General features: G+C 65.0%; 19 protein-coding genes. 12 read left to right on the top strand and 7 right to left on the bottom strand.

Annotated elements, in window-relative coordinates; translation table 11 throughout:
- Positions 1-38 precede the first annotated feature (38 nt).
- The 7 genes from C2L66_RS13870 to C2L66_RS13840 form a co-directional block, all read right to left on the bottom strand.
- On the bottom strand, positions 39-1,880 hold the full coding sequence (locus tag C2L66_RS13870) for a zinc-ribbon and DUF3426 domain-containing protein (RefSeq protein ID WP_060599660.1): 1,842 nt from the start codon (positions 1,878-1,880) through the stop codon (positions 39-41).
- A 59-nt stretch (positions 1,881-1,939) separates the two neighbouring features.
- A complete protein-coding gene (gene prmA / locus C2L66_RS13865) occupies positions 1,940-2,842 on the bottom strand; it encodes a 50S ribosomal protein L11 methyltransferase (protein WP_060599661.1) in 903 nt (300 codons plus the stop codon).
- Between the two features lie 3 nt (positions 2,843-2,845).
- Positions 2,846-4,213 carry an acetyl-CoA carboxylase biotin carboxylase subunit gene (gene accC, locus C2L66_RS13860; RefSeq protein WP_036002540.1) on the bottom strand — a complete coding sequence of 456 codons (1,368 nt, stop codon included), beginning with the start codon at positions 4,211-4,213 and terminating at the stop codon, positions 2,846-2,848.
- A gap of 131 nt (positions 4,214-4,344) precedes the next feature.
- The gene (accB, locus tag C2L66_RS13855) at positions 4,345-4,818 is read right to left on the bottom strand and encodes an acetyl-CoA carboxylase biotin carboxyl carrier protein (protein ID WP_054929017.1); all 474 of its coding nucleotides are present in this window, start codon (positions 4,816-4,818) and stop codon (positions 4,345-4,347) included.
- 68 nt (positions 4,819-4,886) lie between these two features.
- Positions 4,887-5,351 carry a type II 3-dehydroquinate dehydratase gene (aroQ, locus tag C2L66_RS13850; protein ID WP_036002542.1) on the bottom strand — a complete coding sequence of 155 codons (465 nt, stop codon included), beginning with the start codon at positions 5,349-5,351 and terminating at the stop codon, positions 4,887-4,889.
- A 194-nt stretch (positions 5,352-5,545) separates the two neighbouring features.
- The gene (locus tag C2L66_RS13845) at positions 5,546-6,091 is read right to left on the bottom strand and encodes a TlpA family protein disulfide reductase (protein WP_054929016.1); all 546 of its coding nucleotides are present in this window, start codon (positions 6,089-6,091) and stop codon (positions 5,546-5,548) included.
- A 24-nt stretch (positions 6,092-6,115) separates the two neighbouring features.
- On the bottom strand, positions 6,116-6,769 hold the full coding sequence (locus C2L66_RS13840; protein ID WP_054929015.1) for a hypothetical protein: 654 nt from the start codon (positions 6,767-6,769) through the stop codon (positions 6,116-6,118).
- 225 nt (positions 6,770-6,994) lie between these two features.
- Between C2L66_RS13840 and mpl the strand changes: the two genes are divergently transcribed.
- From mpl to araH, 12 genes are all read left to right on the top strand, one after another.
- Complete coding sequence (gene mpl, locus C2L66_RS13835) at positions 6,995-8,404, top strand: UDP-N-acetylmuramate:L-alanyl-gamma-D-glutamyl-meso-diaminopimelate ligase (RefSeq protein WP_060599662.1); 1,410 nt, start codon at positions 6,995-6,997, stop codon at positions 8,402-8,404.
- A complete protein-coding gene (locus tag C2L66_RS13830) occupies positions 8,401-9,003 on the top strand; it encodes a YqiA/YcfP family alpha/beta fold hydrolase (protein WP_060599663.1) in 603 nt (200 codons plus the stop codon). The genes mpl and C2L66_RS13830 overlap by 4 nt, the downstream gene beginning before the upstream one ends.
- Positions 9,004-9,147: 144 nt before the next feature.
- Complete coding sequence (locus C2L66_RS13825) at positions 9,148-11,229, top strand: ribonuclease catalytic domain-containing protein (RefSeq protein WP_060599664.1); 2,082 nt, start codon at positions 9,148-9,150, stop codon at positions 11,227-11,229.
- Positions 11,226-12,098, top strand: a complete 873-nt coding sequence (gene aroE / locus C2L66_RS13820; RefSeq protein ID WP_054929011.1) for a shikimate dehydrogenase — start codon at positions 11,226-11,228, stop codon at positions 12,096-12,098. Before C2L66_RS13825 ends, aroE begins: the two co-directional genes overlap by 4 nt.
- Before the next feature lie 47 nt (positions 12,099-12,145).
- Positions 12,146-12,892 carry a monofunctional biosynthetic peptidoglycan transglycosylase gene (mtgA, locus tag C2L66_RS13815; protein ID WP_054929010.1) on the top strand — a complete coding sequence of 249 codons (747 nt, stop codon included), beginning with the start codon at positions 12,146-12,148 and terminating at the stop codon, positions 12,890-12,892.
- 595 nt (positions 12,893-13,487) lie between these two features.
- Positions 13,488-14,441, top strand: a complete 954-nt coding sequence (locus C2L66_RS13810; RefSeq protein ID WP_054929008.1) for an IclR family transcriptional regulator — start codon at positions 13,488-13,490, stop codon at positions 14,439-14,441.
- The gene (locus tag C2L66_RS13805) at positions 14,438-15,496 is read left to right on the top strand and encodes a 2-dehydro-3-deoxygalactonokinase (protein ID WP_060599665.1); all 1,059 of its coding nucleotides are present in this window, start codon (positions 14,438-14,440) and stop codon (positions 15,494-15,496) included. Before C2L66_RS13810 ends, C2L66_RS13805 begins: the two co-directional genes overlap by 4 nt.
- A gap of 65 nt (positions 15,497-15,561) precedes the next feature.
- Positions 15,562-16,242, top strand: coding sequence for a 2-dehydro-3-deoxy-6-phosphogalactonate aldolase (locus C2L66_RS13800; RefSeq protein ID WP_060599666.1), 681 nt, complete (start codon positions 15,562-15,564; stop codon positions 16,240-16,242).
- Positions 16,239-17,015, top strand: coding sequence for an SDR family oxidoreductase (locus C2L66_RS13795; protein ID WP_060599667.1), 777 nt, complete (start codon positions 16,239-16,241; stop codon positions 17,013-17,015). The genes C2L66_RS13800 and C2L66_RS13795 overlap by 4 nt, the downstream gene beginning before the upstream one ends.
- 177 nt (positions 17,016-17,192) lie before the next feature.
- The gene (locus C2L66_RS13790; protein ID WP_054929004.1) at positions 17,193-18,191 is read left to right on the top strand and encodes an arabinose ABC transporter substrate-binding protein; all 999 of its coding nucleotides are present in this window, start codon (positions 17,193-17,195) and stop codon (positions 18,189-18,191) included.
- 180 nt (positions 18,192-18,371) lie between these two features.
- A complete protein-coding gene (gene araG, locus C2L66_RS13785; protein WP_060602460.1) occupies positions 18,372-19,886 on the top strand; it encodes an L-arabinose ABC transporter ATP-binding protein AraG in 1,515 nt (504 codons plus the stop codon).
- A gap of 105 nt (positions 19,887-19,991) precedes the next feature.
- Positions 19,992-21,008: an L-arabinose ABC transporter permease AraH gene (gene araH / locus C2L66_RS13780; protein ID WP_036002564.1), complete on the top strand. Its 1,017-nt coding sequence runs from the start codon at positions 19,992-19,994 to the stop codon at positions 21,006-21,008.
- Positions 21,009-21,033: the final 25 nt, after the last annotated feature.

Here is a 21,033-nt window from a genome sequence, read left to right as displayed (position 1 = left end):
CGGGCGCGCGGAAAACCTGCGCGCTGCAGATCTATCCGTTACGGATAGAAGATCTGCACGCGGAAATTCGAGGCGACGGCATCGCCCGTGTCGAGGCGCACGATCATCGTCTGCGTCGTGCGGGCGGGCAGGCCCGCCGCGATCGGCGTGCCGGGTTTCACATAGTCTTGCGGCCAAAGCACGCGCCGCACGGCGATGTTGTTGTTCTCGTCGAGCAGCGTCAATTCGACGGCGGGATACGCGAGCGCGAGATCGAAGCGGTTGCGCAGCGGCATCTTCAGTTCGAGCTTGTGCGGACCGTCGACCTGCCGCAGGTCCGACGGCTCGACCAGCAGACCGTCGATATCGCGCGGCGGCTCGACCTTGCAGCCGAGATGCGAGCACGCCTTCACGAACAGCGGTTGTGCATCGGGCCACGCGACCATCACCGTTTCGCGCTGCCACCAGGCGAGTTGCACGAGCAGCATGAAGCCGAGCAGGCCCGCCGCGACGCCGCCCAGAATATGCCAGACGAAGCGGCTCGATTCGGGCGCGCGTGGCTCGCGCGTGACGGCGAATGCATCGGTGTCGCTGTCGGGTGTGGCGGCGAAAGGGGCGCCATATGACTCACGCGCGGCTGCGCCGAAGCGCGGCTCGAGATCGGGTTCGACCGACGGCGCCCCGAAGAAGGGTTCGCGCTCGCGGTTGGGCGCCGCCTGCTCGCTGTGTGCAGCGTGCTCTGCGGACGGGATAACGGTGCGGTCTTCGTCCTCGAATACGGGCTTGGCGGGATCATCCCGACGCGATTCGCGCAGCGCGTCGTCGAACGGGTCGTGCAGCGGCGCTTCCTGTTCACGCTTCACTTCGTTCGCGATCTGATCGTCGCGCGTCGCTGCGGGCTCTCGGAGCGCTTCGGGTTCGCGCCACGCGTGCGGCGGCTTGTGGATTGCCGGCGCGGCTTCGTGTGCGGGCGTTGCGCCGAAGGTGGGCTCCGCTTTCTGGTGAGCTTGCGGCTCATCCCGTTCTTCGAACTTCGGTTCCGCTTGCGCTTCGACAGCGGGCGCTTCCCGTCTCGTTTCGACGGGCGCTTCGCTGTGCGGTTCGCGAGCGACCGCCTTATCGAGGTGTATCGGTTGCGATTCGGTGAGTTCGAGCGTCAGCGGCGGCTGCGCGGAGCGCGGAATCGTGACGGGATTGAACGGAATAGTCGACGCGTTGTGGCGGATGCGCCGGTCAATCGACGCGTCGGGCGCCGGCGCCCACGGGTTCCATGCCTCTGCGCGGAAGTCGGGCTTTTCTGCCGCTGACGCGGGTGGCGTTTCGCGAGCAGCGGAGGACGTCGGTTCGACCGGGGCCGCTTCGGCTTCGGCAGACGGCGCCGCTACGGGCGACGCCTGCGCGGCAGCTTCGTGTCGCGCCTCGACATCGACGTCCGGCTGCGCGGCTTGCGCAGCGGCGTGCTCAGCGTGTTGTTCGGCGTGTCGTTCGACGTGTGGTTCGGCGGACGCCAGGTCCGCGTGGGCATTGTCACTGCCGACGGACGCCTCAGCCGCGTGCGCGTCGAGCGCGTCTGCCGGCTGCGGCGTAATCGTTTCTTCCGCTCGCGTCACAACGGGCATTGCCACCGGGGCGGGCGGTGTCTCGACAGCGGGCTTTGTCTCGGGCGCCGGCGCGAGGCCGCCATTCGCGAGCGCTTCGAGCGTATGCGCCGTCACGTCGTCGATCGTCACGTGCTTCGCCTTGTCGACGCTCACGCCGCCGCTCACGTCGAACAGGCTGCTCGATGCGTCGAACACTTCTTTGCAGTGGCCACAACGCACGAGCCCACGGCGCAGCGTGAGCTGCTCCGGCTGGAGCCTGAAGACGGTTTCGCAGAAGGGACAGCGTGTCGCTAGAAGCATATCGAGCCGAAAGACCGGTTAGCCCTTAAGGGGCCGGAAGCAAACAAATATGCGTTATTCTAATTGCTTTCGCGTCGCGTACCCGCAAGGCATACCCAGCCTTCGTGTTCGCGCCACACTGCAATGTCGATCCACTGCTGATACACACGTGCTACTTCATCCGCCTGCCGCGCGAGAATGCCCGACAGCGCAATGCGTCCACCCGGCTTCACCCTAGACGACAGCATCGACGCCATCAGTTTCAGCGGGTTCGACAGAATATTCGCGACGACGATATCGAACTCGCCCGCGGGGCAATCGTCGGGCAGCCCGTAGCTGACTTCGGCGCGATTGCGCTCGCTATTGTGGCGCGCGGACTCGACCGCTTGCGGATCGATATCGATGCCGATCACGGGATTCGCGCCGCACTTCTTCGCGAGAATCGCAAGGATGCCCGAACCACAACCGTAGTCGAGCACCGATTGATCCTGCTTCACGTTCTGCTCGAGCCATTCCATGCACAGACGCGTGGTTGGATGGCTGCCCGTGCCGAACGCGAGGCCCGGATCGAGTTCCAGCACCAGCGCAGTCGGGTCGGGTGCATCGTGCCATGACGGCACGACCCAGATGCGCTCTCCAACCGGAATCGGGTCGAACTGGGATTGCGTGAGGCGCACCCAGTCCTGTTCCTCGACCTCGCGCACGCTGAACGACGGCGCATCGGCGAGGCCGAGATCATTCGCAGCGGCCGCCAGCAGCACGGCCGGTTCGTGTTCCGGCGCCAGCAACGCAATCACGCGCGAATGCGTCCACGCGGTGCGCTCCGGCGTGAGACCGGGCTCGCCGAACAGCGGCTGCTCGTCGGGTGTGTCGGCATCCGCGTCTTCGACGGACACCGACAGCGCGCCCAGTTCGAGCAGCGCATCCGACAACGCTTCCGCGTGCTCGCGCGCGAGTTCGACGACCAGTTCCCGGTAGCTCATTGCTTACGCTTCTTCCGGTGCGGCTTGCAGCTTCGCGGCCAGCCGGTTTTCGAGGTAATGGATGCTCGTGCCGCCCTCGACGAACTTCGCGTCGAGCATCAGCTCGCGATGCAGCGGAATGTTGGTCTGAATGCCTTCGACCACCATTTCCGACAACGCGATACGCATCCGCTTGATCGCCTGTTCGCGCGTCGCGCCGTAGGCGATCAGCTTGCCGATCATCGAATCATAGTTCGGCGGCACGAAATAACCGTTGTACGCATGCGAATCGACGCGAATACCGGGGCCGCCCGGCATATGCCACGACGTAAGACGACCCGGCGACGGCGTGAACTTGAACGGATCTTCCGCGTTGATACGGCATTCGATCGCATGTCCGCGGAACTGGATGTCGCGCTGGCGGATGGCGAGCTTTTCGCCTGCCGCGATGCGGATCTGTTCCTGAACGATGTCGATGCCCGTGATCAGTTCGGTGACGGGATGCTCGACCTGCACGCGCGTGTTCATTTCGATGAAGTAGAACTCGCCGTTCTCGTACAGGAATTCGAACGTGCCCGCGCCAAGGTAGCCCATCTTCTTGCACGCGTCCGCGCAGCGGTCGCCGATGCGCTCGATCAGGCGGCGCGCGATGCCCGGCGCCGGCGCTTCCTCGATCACTTTCTGGTGACGGCGCTGCATCGAGCAGTCGCGCTCGCCAAGCCACAGTGCGTTCTTGAACGAATCGGCCAGCACCTGGATTTCGATGTGCCGCGGGTTCTCCAGGTATTTCTCCATGTAGACCTGCGGATTGCCGAACGCACGGCCCGCTTCTTCGCGCGTCATGTTGACGGCATTCACGAGCGCCGCTTCCGTGTGCACGACGCGCATGCCGCGGCCACCGCCGCCGCCCGCCGCCTTGATGATCACCGGATAGCCGACCGCGCGTGCAATCTTCACGATCTCCTTCGGATCTTCGGGCAACGCGCCTTCGGAACCGGGCACGCAGGGCACGCCCGTCTTGATCATGGTCTGCTTCGCGGTGACCTTGTCGCCCATCATGCGGATCGTGTCGGGGCGCGGGCCGATGAACACGAAGCCCGATTGCTCGACGCGCTCGGCGAAGTCCGCGTTTTCGGACAGGAAACCATAGCCGGGGTGGATCGCTTCCGCGTCCGTGACTTCAGCCGCGCTGATCAGCGCGGGCATGTTCAGGTACGAGAGGTTCGACGGCGCCGGTCCGATGCAGACCGCCTCGTCGGCGAGCTTCACGTACTTGGCTTCCTTGTCGGCTTCGGAATAGACGACGACCGTCTTGACGCCGAGTTCGCGGCACGCGCGCTGGATACGGAGCGCGATTTCACCACGATTGGCAATGAGGATTTTTTCAAACATAGCGGATATTCGACTCATCAATGGGCGCCGCGGGCCCGGTTGGTTCGAAGGGCGGGCGGCTGCCTCAGAGGATCGGTGGCGCGCCCAAAGAAGGCGGGCGCGCGGATGGCGAATGACTAGAGCGCGCCGCGTCAGCCGATCACGAAGAGCGGCTGGCCGTATTCGACTGCCTGGCCGTTCTCGACGAGGATTTCCTTGATGACGCCGGCCGCATCCGATTCGATCTCGTTGAGCAGCTTCATCGCTTCGATGATGCAGATGGTCTGGCCTTCCTTGACGGTATCGCCGACCTGCACGAACGGATCGGCGCCCGGCGACGGTGCGCGGTAGAACGTGCCGACCATCGGCGACGTCACGACATGGCCTTGCGGCGCTGCGGCTGCCGGCGTCGCCGGCGCGCCGACGGCGGGTGCTTCACCGCCGTGAGCAACGGGCGCCGCGCCGGGCGCGGCGTATTGCGGCGCGAAGTTGCCAGGCTGCTGGACGTAAACCGGCGGCGCGTTCTTGACGATGCGCACCTTGCCTTCGCCCTCGGTCACTTCGAGTTCGGAGATGCCGGACTCGGAGACGAGGTCGATCAGAGTCTTCAGTTTACGTAGATCCATGGGCTTTCCCCTTCAATGCGTGAAGCGCCGGCGGTTTGCCGCCAGCGCCGAATTCGTGTTTTGGGTTGTCAGTTGCGCGACGATCCGGCCGTCCCAACGGCCAGCCGGTCGAGCACATATTCGAGTGCGTACAGATAGCCCTTCCAGCCGAGGCCGCAAATGACGCCCTCTGCCTGGTCGGAGAAATACGAGTGATGCCTGAACGGTTCTCGACGATGCACGTTCGACAGATGAATCTCGACGAACGGGATGCCGACGCCCGCCAGGGCGTCCCGGATCGCCACGCTGGTATGCGTGTACGCAGCGGGATTGATCACGATGAAATCGGTCTTCTCGGTCCGAGCGGCCTGAATGCGATCGACCAGCGCGCCTTCGTGATTGCTCTGGAAGGTGGCCAGTTCGACGCCGGCGTCCGCTGCGCGGTCGGCCAGCGCCTGATCGATCTGCGGGAGCGTCACGCGCCCATAGACCTCGGGTTCCCGGGTGCCGAGAAGGTTGAGGTTGGGGCCGTGCAGAACCAGCAGTCGCGTCATGGTCGGTTCGTTTTCCGTGGAATTGGGCGCACTTTAGCGCCGATTAGAGAAATTTGTCTAGTTTCTCGAGCGCGCCGCACGTCTCGCGCCCTTACCTGGATAACCGCAACTCGCCGAACTTCTGACATCTTATTGTGAATATCGCCCAATCTGAGGCAAAAAGTTCTCAACTAAATGTCAAAAAGTTGTCGAGATCAGAGCGCGTCGAGCGTGCGTTTCAGCTCGTCGGGTTTGATCTGGCCGAGTTTTGTCGACCGTACGACGCCTTTCGCGTCAATTACGACGGTGTAGGGCAAACCGCCTGCGTTGTTGCCGAAAGCGCGCGCTAGGTCCGCGCCGCCGAAGCCGGCGACATAGATGGGATAGTTGACGGGCACTTTTTGCAGGAAGGCCTTGATGTTCTTGTCGGAGTCCACGCCCAGCCCGACGAACTCGATGCCCTTCTTCGAGTATTCCTTGTGCAGCGCCGACAGCGACGGCATTTCCTCGACACACGGACCACACCACGACGCCCAGAAGTTGATCACGACCGGGTGTCCCTTGAAACGGGCGAGCGACTGCGGCGCGCCGTCGGCATTGGTCACTTTGGCCGCCCACAGTTGATTGACGGCATTGTTGTCGGCGGGGGCCGCATTCGCGACGCCCGCGAGGTCGTTGTTGCCGAGCAGCCAGTGGCCCGCCACCGCGCCGCCCGCTGTCGCGACGACAGCCACCGCCGCGATTGCCAGAATCCGCTTCATATAGAGAGTGTGTCTGTTAAGGGTTCAGTTCGTGGAACGCGCGGCGTCGCCTTCGTTGATCAGCGCCTGAACCGCGCGGACGTCGGCGCGGGCGGATCGTCCACGCGCGTCGGCGCGGACGGCGCCGCGCAGATCGTCGGTGCTGTAGAGCGCGAGGTGAATGCCCACGGGCTCAGCGTCGCGCCCTTCATTCGCCGGACGCCAGAGAAAGCTCAATGTTTCGACGTATCCGCGACCCGCAAAGTGGCGCGTTTCGGAAACGTCGTACTGCACGTTCGCGTTCAACAGGTAAATGGCAACTTCCTTCGGGTCGTCGCAGAAGGCTTGCAGATGAACATCGGAATGCTCACCGGCCGTCCCACCCAAAACCGCGCCTGTCAGATACGGGTTGAACGGCGCGAGCCGTTGCATCCAGTCCAGCGCGACTTCGCGCAACCGGCGCAGCACGGCTGGCTGGCTGTCGCCCTGGAACAGCGACTGATATTCGCGGATTTCTTCCTCGATCTGGTCGTTATCCGGCAGCCATTCGCCGGCGACGCGCGTTTCCCCGACGACCTGCCGCGCAGCCTTGCGCTTCGCGGTCGAGTAGTCGAGCCCGTCTTCGGCGATCATCCGCGCAGCCGCGATGGCGATTTCCTCGCGCACGCGCTGCGGATCGAAATGTGATTTGCGAACCATTCGCCAATCATACTAGAGAAAGCCTGACGGTCTTTTTACGCCGCCGCCGCATCGGCGGGCCTTGAGCGGCGCTCCGGTGGCCGCGCGGCGTGGCCCGGAAAAGCACGTCCGATCAAGAACGGGCGGGCCTGTCGGTTACAATAGGCGTCCTTCGCGCGAGGGCTTTCCGGTCCCCGGCGCATGTCATCTTTCCACGCAAAACACGCCTTGCGGCGCGACAGCTTTATGCACATTCACATCCTCGGCATCTGCGGCACGTTCATGGGTGGTCTCGCGGTTCTCGCGCGCAATGCCGGTCACACGGTGACGGGCTGCGACGCCGGTGTATATCCGCCGATGAGCACGCAGCTCGAGGCGCAAGGCATCAAGCTGATCGAAGGCTGGGGCGTCGAGCAGCTCGACCTGAAGCCTGACCTGTTCGTGGTCGGCAACGTCGTGACGCGCGGCAATCCGCTGATGGAAGAAATCCTCAATCGCGGCTTGCCGTACACGTCCGGCCCGCAGTGGCTGGGCGAGCATGTGCTGAACGGCAAATGGGTGCTGGCCGTAGCCGGAACGCACGGCAAGACCACGACCAGCTCGATGCTGACGTGGCTGCTCGAAGACGCGGGCATGAACCCGGGCTTTCTGATCGGCGGCGTGCCGCTGAATTTCGGCGTGTCGGCGCGGCTGACGGATTCGAGCTTCTTTGTGATCGAAGCCGACGAATACGACACGGCCTTTTTCGACAAGCGCTCGAAGTTCGTCCACTATCGGCCGCGCACTGCCGTCCTGAACAACCTCGAATTCGATCACGCGGACATCTTCGCGGATCTCGCCGCGATCGAAACGCAATTTCACCACCTCGTACGCACGGTGCCGGGCATTGGCCGGGTCGTGTCGAACGGCCGCGAGGCCGCGCTGGACCGTGTGCTCGCGCGCGGCTGCTGGAGCGAAGTGGAGCGCTTCGGCGTCGACGGCGGCTGGCAGGCGCTGCCCGCGGAAGATGGCGTGCCGATCGACGAGCGCTTTGCCGTCTATCACAACGGTGAGCGAGTCGGCGTGGTCGACTGGCAGGTGCAAGGGGAGCACAACCGCATGAACGCGATCGCCGCGATCGCCGCGGCGCGCCATATCGGCGTGCCGCCCGCGCAGGCCGCGAAATCGCTGTCGACATTCCGCAACGTGAAGCGGCGCATGGAAGTGCGCGGCAGCGTCGACGGCGTGACTGTGTACGACGATTTCGCGCATCACCCGACGGCCATCCAGACCACGGTTGCAGGCCTGCGCACGCGCATCGGCCGCGACAATACCCGCATCCTGGCCGTGCTCGAACCGCGCTCGAACACGATGAAGCTCGGCGTGATGAAGGCGCAATTGCCCGCTAGCCTCGTCGACGCCGATCTCGTGTTCGGCTACGGCGCGCCCACTGGCAAGGACGCACTCGGCTGGAACCTGGCCGAAGCGCTCGCGCCGATGGGCGACAAGGCGCAAGCCTTCAACGACATCGGCGCGCTCGTCAAAGCCGTCGTCGAAGCCGCGCGGCCGGGCGATCAGGTGCTGGTGATGAGCAACGGCGGCTTTGGCGGCGTGCACCAGAAGCTGCTCGACGCGCTATCGGCGCGTCCGACGGCGCAGGCGCGGGGCGTCGCGTGATTCTCTATCTGCACGGCTTCCGCTCGTCGCCCAATTCGTTCAAGGCGCGCGTGATGGCCGAGCGTCTTGCGGCGCTTGGCCGCAGCGCCGAATGGTGCTGTCCGATGCTGCCCGTGTCGCCGCTGGAGGCCGTGGCGCTCGCCGAAGAACGGGTCGCGGAGGCGAATCCGGCGCAGGTGACGGTGATCGGCAGTTCGCTGGGCGGCTACTTCGCCACGCATCTCGCCGAGAAGCATGGCTGGCGCGCCGTGCTGCTGAACCCCGCCGTCGTGCCGCAGCGCGATCTCAGTCACTATCTCGGCGAGCAGCCGCTATGGCACGGCGGCGGCAGCATCGTCGTCGAGCCGCGTCATCTTGATGAGTTGCGTGCGCTAGGCGTCTCGCGGATCACCCGCCCCGAACGCTATTATCTGTTTGCCGCCACCGGCGACGAGGTGCTCGATTACCGCGAAATGCTCGCGCACTATCCCGGCGTGCAGACCAGACTGATCGAAGGCAGCGACCACGCGATCAGCGAGTTTCCCGACTATGTCGACGACGTGCTCGCGTTTTGCGACGCCGCCGACACCGAGCCGCCCGCACCACGCGAGGCGGCATGATCCGATGATCCGCACACGCCGCGCATGCCGCCCTTGATGAAGCACGAGGCACGCGCGTTGCGGACCACCACACCGAACACGACGCCGACGCGCGAAGCAACCGCACTGCGCGCCGGCCGACGCAAGCCAGAACGAGAGTATTGAGTGAACGTTTTCTTCGAGGAATCGGGTAGTTTCAAGGCCGGCAGCGTGATGTCGCGTCAAGGCGACGCGTTTCAGGTCGAGCTGCCGGGCGGACGCCGCGCGAAAGTTCGCGCGAAAGACGTGCTGATGGAGTTCGAGAAGCCGTCGGCGGGCGAACTGATGGAACAGGCCGATGCCGCCGCGCAGGACATCGATCTGGACTTCCTGTGGGAATGCGCGCCCGAAGACGAATTTCCGTTTGCCACGCTCGGCGCCGAATACTTTGGCGAGTCGTTCGGGCCCGTGGAGCGCGCCGCGCTGATTTTGCGCATGCACGGCTCGCCCATCTATTTCCGCCGCAAGGGGCGCGGCCAGTATCAGCGCGCGCCGGAAGAGCAGCTGAAGATGGCGCTCGCGTCGCTGGAGCGCAAGCGTCAGCAGGCGCTCGTGCAGCAGGGCTACGAAGAGGAACTGAAGGCGGGCCGTCTGCCGGACGGATTCCAGAGCAAGGCGCTCGGCCTGCTGACGAAGCCCGACAAGAACTCGATCGAATACAAGGCGCTCGAAGCGGCAGCGGCGGCGCGCGGTATTTCGATGGCGCGTCTGATGCTCGAATGCGGCGGCATTCCGTCCGCGCGCGCGCTGCACGAAGCGCGCTTCCTGTCGGAATTCTTCCCGCACGGCACGGGCTTTCCGTCCGTGACGGTCGGCGCGTTGCCGGAAGATCTGCCGCAAGCGGAAGTCGAAGCGTTCTCGATCGACGACGTGACCACGACGGAAATCGACGATGCGTTCTCCGTGGAGCATCTCTCCGACGGACGCGTGCGGATCGGCATTCACATCGCGGCGCCGGCGCTGGGCATCGAACGCGGCGATGCCGTCGATGCGATCGCGCGCGGCCGTCTGTCGACCGTCTACATGCCGGGCGACAAGATCACGATGCTGCCCGATTCCGTCGTCGATAAATTCACGCTGGCCGAAGGCGGCTTGCGCCCGGCGCTGTCGCTGTACAGCATCGTGAACCGCGAGACGCAGGAAATCGTCGTGAGCGAAACGCGCGCCGAACTCGTCTACGTGAAGAGCAATCTGCGTCACAACACGCTAGACGAACTCGTCACGGAGGAAGCGCTCGCCAATGGCACGGGCGACTATCCGCACAAGGAAGACATCGCGGTGCTGTGGCCGTTTGCGCAGGCGCTGTTCGAGAAGCGCCAGCTCGCGCGCGCCGGTTTTGGCCTCAAGCGGGAAGTGCAGCGCAATACGGACTTCAACTTCTATGTCGACGGCGAGCATGTGAGCATCACGCCGCGCCGCCGCGGTTCGCCGCTCGATACGATCGTCGCCGAACTGGCGATTCTCGCGAACTCGACGTGGGGCGCGTTCCTGCACGATCACGGCGTGCCGGGCATCTATCGCTCGCAGCGCGCGTTCGGCGCGCCGACGGGACCGAAGCGCACGCGGATGCAGACGACGGCCGCGCCGCACGAAGGCCTCGGCGTGTCGCAGTACGCGTGGAGCACTTCGCCGCTGCGCCGCTATGTCGACCTCGTCAACCAGTGGCAGCTGATCGCGTGCGTCCAGCACGGCGTGACGGCGAAGCTGGCGGCGCCGTTCAAGCCGAAGGACGCCGACCTGTTCGCCGTCGTGCAAGGCTTCGACGACACCTACACCGCGTATGCCGATCATCAGCGCCGGATGGAGTATTTCTGGTGTCTGCGCTGGCTCACGCAGGAGGGCAAGAAGCAGGTGGTCGCTGCCGTCGTGAAGGGCGATCTGGTGCGTCTCGAAGAGGTGCCGCTGTTGCTGCACGTGCCGGGTCTCGGCGTGCATGCGCGCGGCACGCGGCTGATGCTCGAAGTGATGTCGGTCGATGAACTGACGGTCGAGGCATCGGTGCGGCTGTTGCACGTGCTCGACGCGCCGACCGTGACGAGCGGCGCGGAAGAAGAGGAAGAGGCCGAAGAAGAAATCATCGACGCCCGCGACGAATCCGCCGAAAGCGAAGCCGAAGCGCAAGCCGAAGCCGATACGGCAACAGCCGAGGGCAACCAGCCCGCCGACTCGAACGATTCGACGCAACACGCGACGGAGCAGGGCCAATGACGACCGACACGACCACTCGGCGCGACCGCTACGCGGTGATCGGCAATCCGATTGCGCACAGCAAGTCGCCGTTCATTCACGCGCGTTTTGCCGAACAGACGGGCGAACCCGTCGAATATGGCCGCCTGCTCGCGCCCGTCGATCAGTTCGTGCCGCATGTGCGCGCTTTCATCGCCGAGGGCGGGCGCGGCATGAACGTCACCGTGCCGTTCAAGCTCGACGCGCACGCGTTCGCGACCACGCTGTCAGCGCGCGCGGCGGCGGCGGGCGCGGTGAATACGCTGCGCTTCGAGCAGGATGGCGGCGTCTACGGCGACAACACGGACGGCTTTGGCCTCGTGCGCGACATCGAGGTGAACCTGGGCGTGTCGCTGAAAGGCGCACGCGTGTTGCTGCTCGGCGCGGGCGGCGCGGCGCGCGGCGTGGTGCTGCCGATGCTCGAACGCAAGCCGCAATCGCTCGTCATCGTGAACCGCACGGCTTCGAGGGCCGAGGCGCTGGTTGCGCAATTCGCTGGCGCGGCCCGCGACGCCGCGTGCCGTCTGACGGGCGGCAGCGCGCAGACGATCGAAACGGGCGCCTACGATGTGATCGTCAACGCGACGGCAGGCAGCCTCGACGCGTCGCTGCCCGAGTGCGACGACGGTGCGTTCGGCGCGGGCACGCTCGCCTACGACATGATGTACGGCGCGCAGCCGACCGTCTTCATGCAGCACGCCAGCAAGCTCGGCGCGCGCACGGCCGACGGCCTCGGCATGCTGGTCGAGCAGGCGGCGGAATCGTTCTTCGTGTGGCGCGGCGTGCGTCCCGACGGCGCGCCCGTGCTTGCCGCGCTGCGCGAGATGCTGCGCGCACCGCAAAGCGCGTGAGCGTTAGCGCAACTGAGCGCAAACGGCGCGCGTTCTGATTCCACGACATGGCGACGACAACGACCAAGACGAGGCGCGCGAAGGGCCAGCGGGCCGGAGCGAGTCCCGCGCGCTGGGTGATGTATGCCGGCGCGGTCTTCGTCGTCGCGTGGGTCGCCACGCAGCTTTTCTATTTCGCGCAGATCGCTGTGTGGAACTCTGTGAATCCGCAATCGACGGCATTCATGCGTTCCGATGCCTGGCGTCTTTCGCGAGATCGTCCCGATCTGTCGATCCAGCATACGTGGGTTCCCTACGATCAGATCTCACGCAATCTGAAGCGCGCGATTATCGCTTCGGAAGATGCGAACTTCGCCAACAACAACGGCTACGAGACAGACGCGATTCTCCAGGCATGGGAGAAGAACAAGGCGCGCGGCAAGATCGTCGCGGGCGGCTCCACGATCACGCAGCAACTGGCGCGAAATCTGTTCTTGTCGCGTGAAAAAAGCTATATCCGCAAGGGCCAGGAACTGATCATCACGTGGATGCTCGAGACGCTGATGGACAAGGAGCGCATCTTCGAGATCTATCTGAATTCGGTTGAATGGGGCAATGGGGTCTATGGCGCGGAAGCGGCGGCGCGTTATTACTTCAAGACGTCGGCTGCGAAGCTGACAGCGGGGCAGTCGGCACGGCTCGCCGTGATGCTGCCGAGGCCGAAATATTTCGACGAGCATCGGACTTCCGGCTATCTCACGCAGCGCGCGCGGGTGATCGCGCGCCGGATGGGCGCGGCGGAACTGCCGGACTGAGCCTCTCGCCGAGCGCAAAAAATGAAATGGCGATGATCCATGCGGATCATCGCCATTTTTGCGTCGGGTGGCTGCGAGCGGGTAACTGAACCGGTAGTTCGCGCCAACCACGAAGTTGTTGTTCGTCCAGTCCGTGTCGTACGCGTGGGACGCGTCGCGCGTCCGTTCCGAGAACATGCTTACGTTCTTCGTGAACTTGTATTCGAGGCCGAGGCCGTCGTGCAAGCGCGAGCCCGGCCAGTCGGCGGGTGCTCGGCGCTGGAGTCTTCGCGGACCTCCGCAATGAGGTTCGTCATCGATAATTCCCAAAATATGGACGCGACGTTCATATGTTGGTGAATCTCAAAAAAGCGCCCTACAATCCGGTTCAACGAGCCGAGACCGGCCAGAAACACCGCCTCGTCGCCAGCGCAAGCCGCGCGGCGCACCGAAGCGGGACGAAAATCGGAGACACCACGCCATGCCTTCCAGCACCTTGCTGCACAACCCGCTCGCGCTTACCCGCGCGAACCTTGCGCAGCTTCGAATCTCGCCCGACGCGCACCGTCACGCCGGCATTTCGCGGTAACTCACCTTTTGTCTGTTGCCAGTCGCCATGAACAAAGCGATGACCTCTCACGTCGAGTCCGAAGCGCCCGAGGCGCCTGAAGTCGAAACGCCGCGCAAGCCGGCCGCGCGTCCCGCCAACGGCGCGGTCGCGCCCACGCCGCCCGCCGACACCATCGGCCTGCCGAGCACGCTGCTCGACATCACGCCGCAGCAAGCCGGCACGCAGACGCTGCTGCGCGGCCTCGCGATCCTCGAAGCCGCCGCTGCGGGCGTGCGCGATCTGCGCACCTTCGGCGCCGCGCTCGGCACGACGCGCAGCACGACGCACCGGCTCGTCAGCAGCCTCGTCCAGGCGCGCTATCTGCGCCAGGTGCAGGGCGGCTACCTGCTCGGCCCGAAGCTGATCGAACTCGGCACGATCGCGCTCGAGCAGATGCCGCTCACGACCGTCGCGCGTCCGCATCTGGCGTCGCTGGCCGAACTGACGCACGACACGATCCACCTCGGCGTGCGTGACGGCGACGACGTGCTGTACATCGACAAGATTCCCGGTACGCGCGGCCTCGAAATGCGCTCGCGCGTCGGCCACCGGATGCCGCTCGCCTCGACGGGTATCGGCAAGGCGATGATGCTCGACCTCGGTCCCGACCAGTGGCAGTCGCTGTTCGACGCGTCGCGCCGCGCGCTCGCGGGCGTCAGCTTCAAGCCCGACAACCGGCCCGACCAGCAGACCTTCATGCAGCGCATGACGAACTACTCGGCAGGCGGCTTCACGTTCGACCTCGAAGAGAACGAAGCGTCGATCCGCTGCGTGGCCGCACCCGTGCGCGACGCGTCGGGTTCGATCGTCGCGGCGCTGTCGGTCGCAAGCACGATTCCGTACATGTCGCTCGAGCGCATGGACGAACTGATTCCCGTCGTGCAGCGCGAGGCGCGCGCGATTTCGGAAGAACTGGGCTGGCGTGTTCCGCAACCGACTACCCGCAGGATCAAACGATGACTCAGACGGGTTCGACCCTGTCCACGGAACAAGCCCAGCCGGCGCAGACGGCGGCAGCGACAGCCAATGTCACATCGGCCGCGCTGATCGCGCTCGATTGGGGCACGACGTCGCTGCGCGCCTATCTGTTCGATGCGAACGGCGCGGTGCTGGAAACGCGCGCGTCGACGGCGGGCATCATGAATCTGCCGCGCCCGGCGGCGGACGGCGGTTTCGACGCGGCGTTCGATGCCGTCGTCGGCGCGTGGCTGGACCGCGCGCCCGGGCTGCCCGTGATCGCGGCCGGCATGGTCGGCAGCGCGCAAGGCTGGAAGGAAGCGCCGTACGTGAATGCGCCCGCCAGCGCCGATGCGCTCGTCGGCGGCATCGTGCGCGTGCAGACCGCGCGCGGCGTGCCGCTGAATATCGTGCCCGGCGTGCTGCAGAACGGCGAACTGCCCAACGTGATGCGCGGCGAGGAAACGCAGATTTTCGGCGCGCTGGCCTGCGCGGGACCGTCGGCGGCGGGCAAGGGCCTGTTGATCGGCCTGCCGGGCACGCACGCGAAGTGGGTGATGGTGCGCGACGCGAAGATCGAGCGCTTCGACACGTTCATGACGGGTGAAGTCTTCGCCGCGCTATCCGAGCACACGATTCTCGGCCGCACGATGCTCACGCCCGACCAGCCCGACACCGATGCATTCCTGCGCGGCGTGCGAGTTGCGCGCGACAAGGGCCGCGCCGGCGTGCTCGCAACGATTTTCAGCACGCGCACGCTGGGCCTGACGGGCCAGCTTGCGCGCGAGCAGCAACCCGATTATCTGTCCGGCCTGCTGATCGGCCACGAACTGAGCGGCCTCGAAGCGGCGCTCGCGCAACAGCATTCGACGCTCGCCGGCAGCGCGCTGCAACTGATCGGCAACGAGGCGCTGTGTGAACGCTACCGGCTCGCGCTTGCGCAATTCGGTTGCCATCAGGCGGACCTCGTGAAGCAGGCGACCGAGCGCGGCTTGTGGCGCATCGCGGCGCAAGCGGGGCTGGTCGGCGAAGCGTCGGGCGCCGCTCAGTTGAACTGAAGCGCGACCCGAAGCGCGAGCTGAACGAGATCCGCGCCGGCGCGCAACGAACCCAAGGAACCGACATGTCACTCGATCTGAATCTGCCCGCACCGTACCAGCCGCACGCCGGCCTGATGGCCGCGTTCGAAGCGTGCCCGCTGGTCGCGATTCTGCGCGGCATCACGCCCGCCGATGCCGCCGACCACGGCCGCGCGCTGTACGAAGCGGGCTTTCGCATCATCGAAGTGCCGCTCAATTCGCCGAACCCGTTCGACAGCATTGCGGCGATCCGCCAGGCGGTGCCCGTCGACGCCATCATCGGCGCGGGCACGGTGCTGCGCGGCGAACTCGTGCACGACGTGAAGGCGGCGGGCGGCGAACTGATCGTGATGCCGCACAGCGACCCCGAAGTCGTGACGACGGCGAAGTCGCTCGCGATGGCGTGCGCGCCGGGCGTCGCGACGCCGACGGAAGCCTTTATCGCGCTGAAGAACGGCGCGGACGTGCTGAAGTTGTTCCCCGCCGAGCAGCTCGGCTGCCAGGTCGTGAAGGCGTGGCGCGCGGTGATTCACAAGGACGTGCCGCTGCTGCCCGTCGGCGGTGTGTCGCCGGACAACATGGGGCCGTTCCTGTCCGCGGGCGCGAACGGTTTCGGACTCGGCTCGGCGCTGTACAAGCCCGGCCAGCCGGCGACGACGACGGCTTCGCATGCGAAGGCGTTCATCAACGGGCTGCGCATCGCGCGCGCGGGCGTGAAGAAATGAAACGGCTGCAAGGCAAGGTCGCGCTGGTGACGGGTGCGGGACGCGGCATCGGCGCGGCGATCGCGACGGCGTTCGCGCGCGAGGGCGCCGCTGTCGTGCTCGCCGAGCTCGACATCGAAACCGCGCAGCGCACGGCCGCCGACATCGCCGCGCAAACGGGCGGCAAGACGCTCGCCGTCCAGACGGACGTCACGCAATCCGCGTCCGTGCAGCGCGCGGTGAGCGAAGGCGAAAGCGCCTTCGGCCCGATCGACGTGCTGGTGAACAACGCCGGCATCAACGTGTTTTGCGACCCGCTGACGATGACCGACGAAGACTGGCGCCGCTGCTTCGCCGTCGATCTGGACGGCGTGTGGAACGGCTGCCGCGCGGTGCTGCCGGGCATGGTCGAGCGCGGCGCGGGCAGCATCGTGAACATCGCGTCGACACACTCGTTCAAGATCATTCCGGGCTGCTTCCCGTACCCGGTCGCAAAGCACGGCGTGATCGGCCTCACGCGCGCGCTCGGCATCGAATACGCGCCGCGCAACGTGCGCGTGAATGCGATCGCGCCGGGCTACATCGAAACGCAGCTGACGCGCGACTGGTGGGACGGTCAGTCCGATCCCGCCGCCGCGCAGCAGGCGACGCTCGATCTGCAGCCGATGAAGCGCATCGGCAAGCCGGAAGAAGTCGCGATGACAGCCGTCTTTCTCGCCTCGGATGAAGCGCCCTTCATCAACGCGAGTTGCATCACGGTCGATGGCGGGCGCTCTGCGCTTTACCACGACTGAAAGACTGAACAAGCAAAGAACAAAGCAGTAGCGAAGGAACAGAAAAAGCAGCAAAGCCGCTCCGCACACGGGGCGACGGTGTGAACCGCCTGACGCGCTGGCCGCGTGTGTCGGTGGCGGTACAAGAAGACGCGGCCGATAACCTTCTCGTTACTCATTAGTCAGGAGACACGCATCATGAAACGCAGAATTTTCCTCACGCTGGCAGCAGCGGCGACGGCGGTGCTGTTCAACGCACCCGTTGCGCAAGCCGCCGACCCGGTCAAGATCGGTTTCCTCGTGAAGCAGCCGGAAGAGCCGTGGTTCCAGGACGAGTGGAAGTTCGCCGAAGCCGCTGCGAAGGAAAAGGGCTTCACGCTGGTGAAGATCGGCGCGCCTTCTGGCGAGAAGGTCATGAGCGCAATCGACAACCTCGCTGCGCAAAAGGCACAAGGCTTCGTGATCTGCACGCCGGACGTCAAGCTCGGACCGGGCATCGTCGCGAAGGCGAAGGCTGACGGCCTGAAGATGATGACGGTGGACGACCGCCTCGTCGACGGCGCAGGCAAGCCGATCGAATCGGTGCCGCACATGGGCATCTCGGCTTACAACATCGGCAAGCAGGTTGGCGAAGGCATCGCGGCTGAAATCAAGAAGCGCGGCTGGGACATGAAGGACGTCGGCGCAATCGACGTGACCTACGAACAGCTGCCGACGGCGCATGACCGCACGGCCGGCGCCACCGACGCGCTGATCGCCGCCGGTTTCCCGAAGGCCAACATCATCGCCGCGCCGCAAGCGAAGACCGACACGGAAAACGCGTTCAACGCAGCCAACATCGCGCTGACGAAGAATCCGAACTTCAAGCACTGGGTCGCCTACGGCCTGAACGACGAAGCCGTGCTCGGCGCCGTGCGCGCAGCGGAAGGCCGCGGCTTCAAGGCCGACAACATGATCGGCATCGGCATTGGCGGCTCGGACTCGGCATTGAACGAGTTCAAGAAGCCGAACCCGACTGGCTTCTTCGGCACCGTGATCATCAGCCCGAAGCGCCACGGCGAAGAGACGTCGGAACTGATGTACTCGTGGATCACGCAAGGCAAGGAACCGCCGAAGCTCACGCTGACGACGGGCATGCTCGCCACGCGCGACAACGTCGGCGAAGTGCGTGAAAAGATGGGTCTCGCATCGAAGTAAGCGCGACGCACGCGTGTGAGTGCACATGAGCGGCACTCACGCGCCGCGCGCCCCGGCCGTGATCGGCGGGGCGTGCGGCACGGAACGGTTCAGAAGCAGAGGGGCAAGCCATCGTGAACGCCGCACCGGGCTAACGGCTGCGGCATGAACGAAGGTTCAATCGAAGCAACAGGAGGCAAAGTGTCAGCGACGCTGCGTTTTGACAATATCGGCAAGGTGTTTCCAGGCGTGCGTGCGCTCGACGGCATCTCTTTCGACGTGCACGCCGGCCAGGTGCATGGCCTGATGGGCGAAAACGGCGCAGGGAAATCGACCCTGCTGAAAATTCTCGGCGGTGAATATCAGCCGGATTCCGGCCGCATGATGATCGACGGCAACGAGGTGCGGTTCGCGAATGCGGGCGCCTCGATTGGCGCGGGCATCGCGGTGATTCACCAGGAACTGCAGTACGTGCCCGATCTGACGGTCTCGGAGAACCTGCTGCTCGGCCGCCTGCCGAACACGGTCGGCTTCGTGAAGAAGGCCGACGCGAAGCGCTACGTGCGCGAGCAACTCGCGGCGATGGGCGTGGATCTCGATCCGAATGCGAAGCTGCGCAAGCTCTCCATCGCGCAACGCCAGATGGTCGAAATCTGCAAGGCGCTGATGCGCAACGCCCGCGTGATCGCGCTCGACGAGCCGACCAGTTCGCTGTCGCACCGCGAAACCGAGGTGCTGTTCAAGCTGGTGCGCAATCTGCGCGCCGACAACCGCGCGTTGATCTACATCTCGCACCGCATGGACGAGATCTATCAGCTGTGCGACGCGTGCACGATTTTCCGCGACGGCCGCAAGGTCGCGTCGCATCCGACGCTGGAAGGCGTGAGCCGCGACACGATCGTGGCCGAGATGGTCGGCCGCGAAATCTCGGACATCTACGGCTACCGGCCGCGCGAACTCGGCGAAGTGCGCTTCTCGGTGAAGAACATCGAAGGCAAACCGCTGACGGAACCGGCGAGCTTCGAGGTGCGGCGCGGCGAGATCGTCGGCTTCTTCGGGCTGGTGGGCGCGGGCCGCAGCGAACTGATGCACCTGATCTACGGCGACGATCCGAGGAAGGGCGGCGAACTGGTGCTCGACGGCAAGCCGATCAAGGTGAAGAGCGCGGGCGAAGCGATTCGCCAGGGCATCGTGCTGTGCCCGGAAGACCGCAAGGAAGAAGGCATCGTCGCGATTGCTTCCGTGGCGGAGAACATCAATATCAGCTGCCGCCGTCACTATCTGAAGGCGGGGTTGTTTCTCGATCGCAAGAAGGAAGCCGAAACGGCTGACCGCTTCATCAAGCTGCTGAAGATCAAGACGCCGAGCCGCCGTCAGAAAATCCGGTTTCTTTCGGGCGGCAACCAGCAGAAGGCGATTCTGTCGCGCTGGCTGGCCGAGCCGGATCTGCGCGTCGTGATTCTCGACGAGCCGACGCGCGGCATCGACGTCGGCGCGAAGCACGAAATCTATAACGTGATTTATGAGCTGGCCGAGCGCGGCTGCGCGATCGTGATGATCTCGTCGGAACTGCCGGAAGTGCTGGGCGTGTCCGACCGGATTCTCGTGATGCGCCAGGGGCGCATTTCGGGCGAGCTGCCGCGTAGCGCCGCCACCGAGCAATCGGTGCTGAGCCTCGCGCTGCCGAAGAGCTCGACGACGGCGCAGGCGGCCTGAACGCCCGGGCACGCCGGCTGGATGAAACGAAAGCCGCAAGACATCTGTAACTGACAGGATCTACAACAGTCCTGTAACCCGTGGGGAACGGGAGGAGTGAACCAAATGCAAGCCAGAGAAAACCTCGCGCAACAGGCCGCCAAGAGCGCCGCTGAAGCGCTGATTCCGCAAGCCAACGACAAGCAGAAGTGGTGGCAGCAGATCACGGAGTACAGCCTGATCGTGATCTTCGTCGTGATGTTCATCACGATGTCGCTGACCGTCGATCACTTCTTCTCGATCGAGAACATGCTCGGCCTCGCGCTGTCGATTTCGCAGATCGGCATGGTTGCGTGCACGATGATGTTCTGTCTCGCGTCGCGCGACTTCGACCTTTCCATCGGTTCGACGGTCGCCTTTGCCGGCGTGTTGTGCGCGATGGTGCTCAACGCGACGGGCAACACGTTCATCGCTATCGTCGCCGCTGTCGTGGCGGGTTCGGTGATCGGCTTCGTCAACGGCGCGGTGATCGCGTATCTGCGCATCAACGCGCTGATCACGACGCTCGCGACGATGGAAATCGTGCGCGGCCTCGGCTTCATCGTGTCGCATGGTCAGGCCGTGGGCGTGTCGTCGGATACGTTCATCGCGCTCGGCAGCCTGTCGATGTTCGGCGTGTCGCTGCCCATCTGGGTGACGCTGGTGTGCTTCATCGTGTTCGGCGTGATGCTGAACTCGACGGTGTACGGTCGCAACACGCTCGCTATCGGCGGCAATCCGGAGGCGTCGCGTCTCGCGGGTATCAACGTCGAACGCACGCGCGTCTATATCTTCCTGATTCAGGGCGCGGTGACGGCGCTGGCGGGTGTGATTCTCGCGTCGCGTATCACGTCGGGTCAGCCGAACGCCGCGGAAGGCTTCGAGCTGAACGTGATTTCGGCGTGCGTGCTGGGCGGCGTGTCGCTGCTCGGCGGCCGCGCGACGATTTCGGGCGTCGTGATCGGCGTGCTGATCATGGGCACCGTCGAAAACGTGATGAACCTGATGAACATCGACGCGTTCTATCAGTACCTCGTGCGCGGCGCGATCCTGCTCGCGGCGGTGCTGCTGGACCAGTTGAAGAACCGCGGCTCGCGTGACTGATTAGCGACTGATTTTTCTCTACGCT

Origin of the sequence: Paraburkholderia caribensis, assembly GCF_002902945.1 — a bacterium.
Lineage (GTDB): Bacteria > Pseudomonadota > Gammaproteobacteria > Burkholderiales > Burkholderiaceae > Paraburkholderia > Paraburkholderia caribensis.
Note: the sequence above shows the minus strand (reverse complement) of the source record. Positions and strands in the feature narration are given on the sequence as shown.

Bases quoted from the DNA above. Each gene is read 5' to 3' on its own strand.
- C2L66_RS13845 (WP_054929016.1), bottom strand. From the start codon at position 6,091: ATGAAGCGGATTCTGGCAATCGCGGCGGTGGCTGTCGTCGCGACAGCG.
- C2L66_RS13795 (WP_060599667.1), top strand. From the start codon at position 16,239: ATGAAACGGCTGCAAGGCAAGGTCGCGCTGGTGACGGGTGCGGGACGC.
- C2L66_RS13805 (WP_060599665.1), top strand. From the start codon at position 14,438: ATGACTCAGACGGGTTCGACCCTGTCCACGGAACAAGCCCAGCCGGCG.
- mtgA (WP_054929010.1), top strand. From the start codon at position 12,146: ATGGCGACGACAACGACCAAGACGAGGCGCGCGAAGGGCCAGCGGGCC.
- C2L66_RS13800 (WP_060599666.1), top strand. From the start codon at position 15,562: ATGTCACTCGATCTGAATCTGCCCGCACCGTACCAGCCGCACGCCGGC.
- C2L66_RS13870 (WP_060599660.1), bottom strand. From the start codon at position 1,880: ATGCTTCTAGCGACACGCTGTCCCTTCTGCGAAACCGTCTTCAGGCTC.
- araH (WP_036002564.1), top strand. From the start codon at position 19,992: ATGCAAGCCAGAGAAAACCTCGCGCAACAGGCCGCCAAGAGCGCCGCT.
- prmA (WP_060599661.1), bottom strand. From the start codon at position 2,842: ATGAGCTACCGGGAACTGGTCGTCGAACTCGCGCGCGAGCACGCGGAA.
- C2L66_RS13790 (WP_054929004.1), top strand. From the start codon at position 17,193: ATGAAACGCAGAATTTTCCTCACGCTGGCAGCAGCGGCGACGGCGGTG.
- aroE (WP_054929011.1), top strand. From the start codon at position 11,226: ATGACGACCGACACGACCACTCGGCGCGACCGCTACGCGGTGATCGGC.
- mpl (WP_060599662.1), top strand. From the start codon at position 6,995: ATGCACATTCACATCCTCGGCATCTGCGGCACGTTCATGGGTGGTCTC.
- accB (WP_054929017.1), bottom strand. From the start codon at position 4,818: ATGGATCTACGTAAACTGAAGACTCTGATCGACCTCGTCTCCGAGTCC.
- accC (WP_036002540.1), bottom strand. From the start codon at position 4,213: ATGTTTGAAAAAATCCTCATTGCCAATCGTGGTGAAATCGCGCTCCGT.
- C2L66_RS13840 (WP_054929015.1), bottom strand. From the start codon at position 6,769: ATGGTTCGCAAATCACATTTCGATCCGCAGCGCGTGCGCGAGGAAATC.
- C2L66_RS13810 (WP_054929008.1), top strand. From the start codon at position 13,488: ATGAACAAAGCGATGACCTCTCACGTCGAGTCCGAAGCGCCCGAGGCG.
- aroQ (WP_036002542.1), bottom strand. From the start codon at position 5,351: ATGACGCGACTGCTGGTTCTGCACGGCCCCAACCTCAACCTTCTCGGC.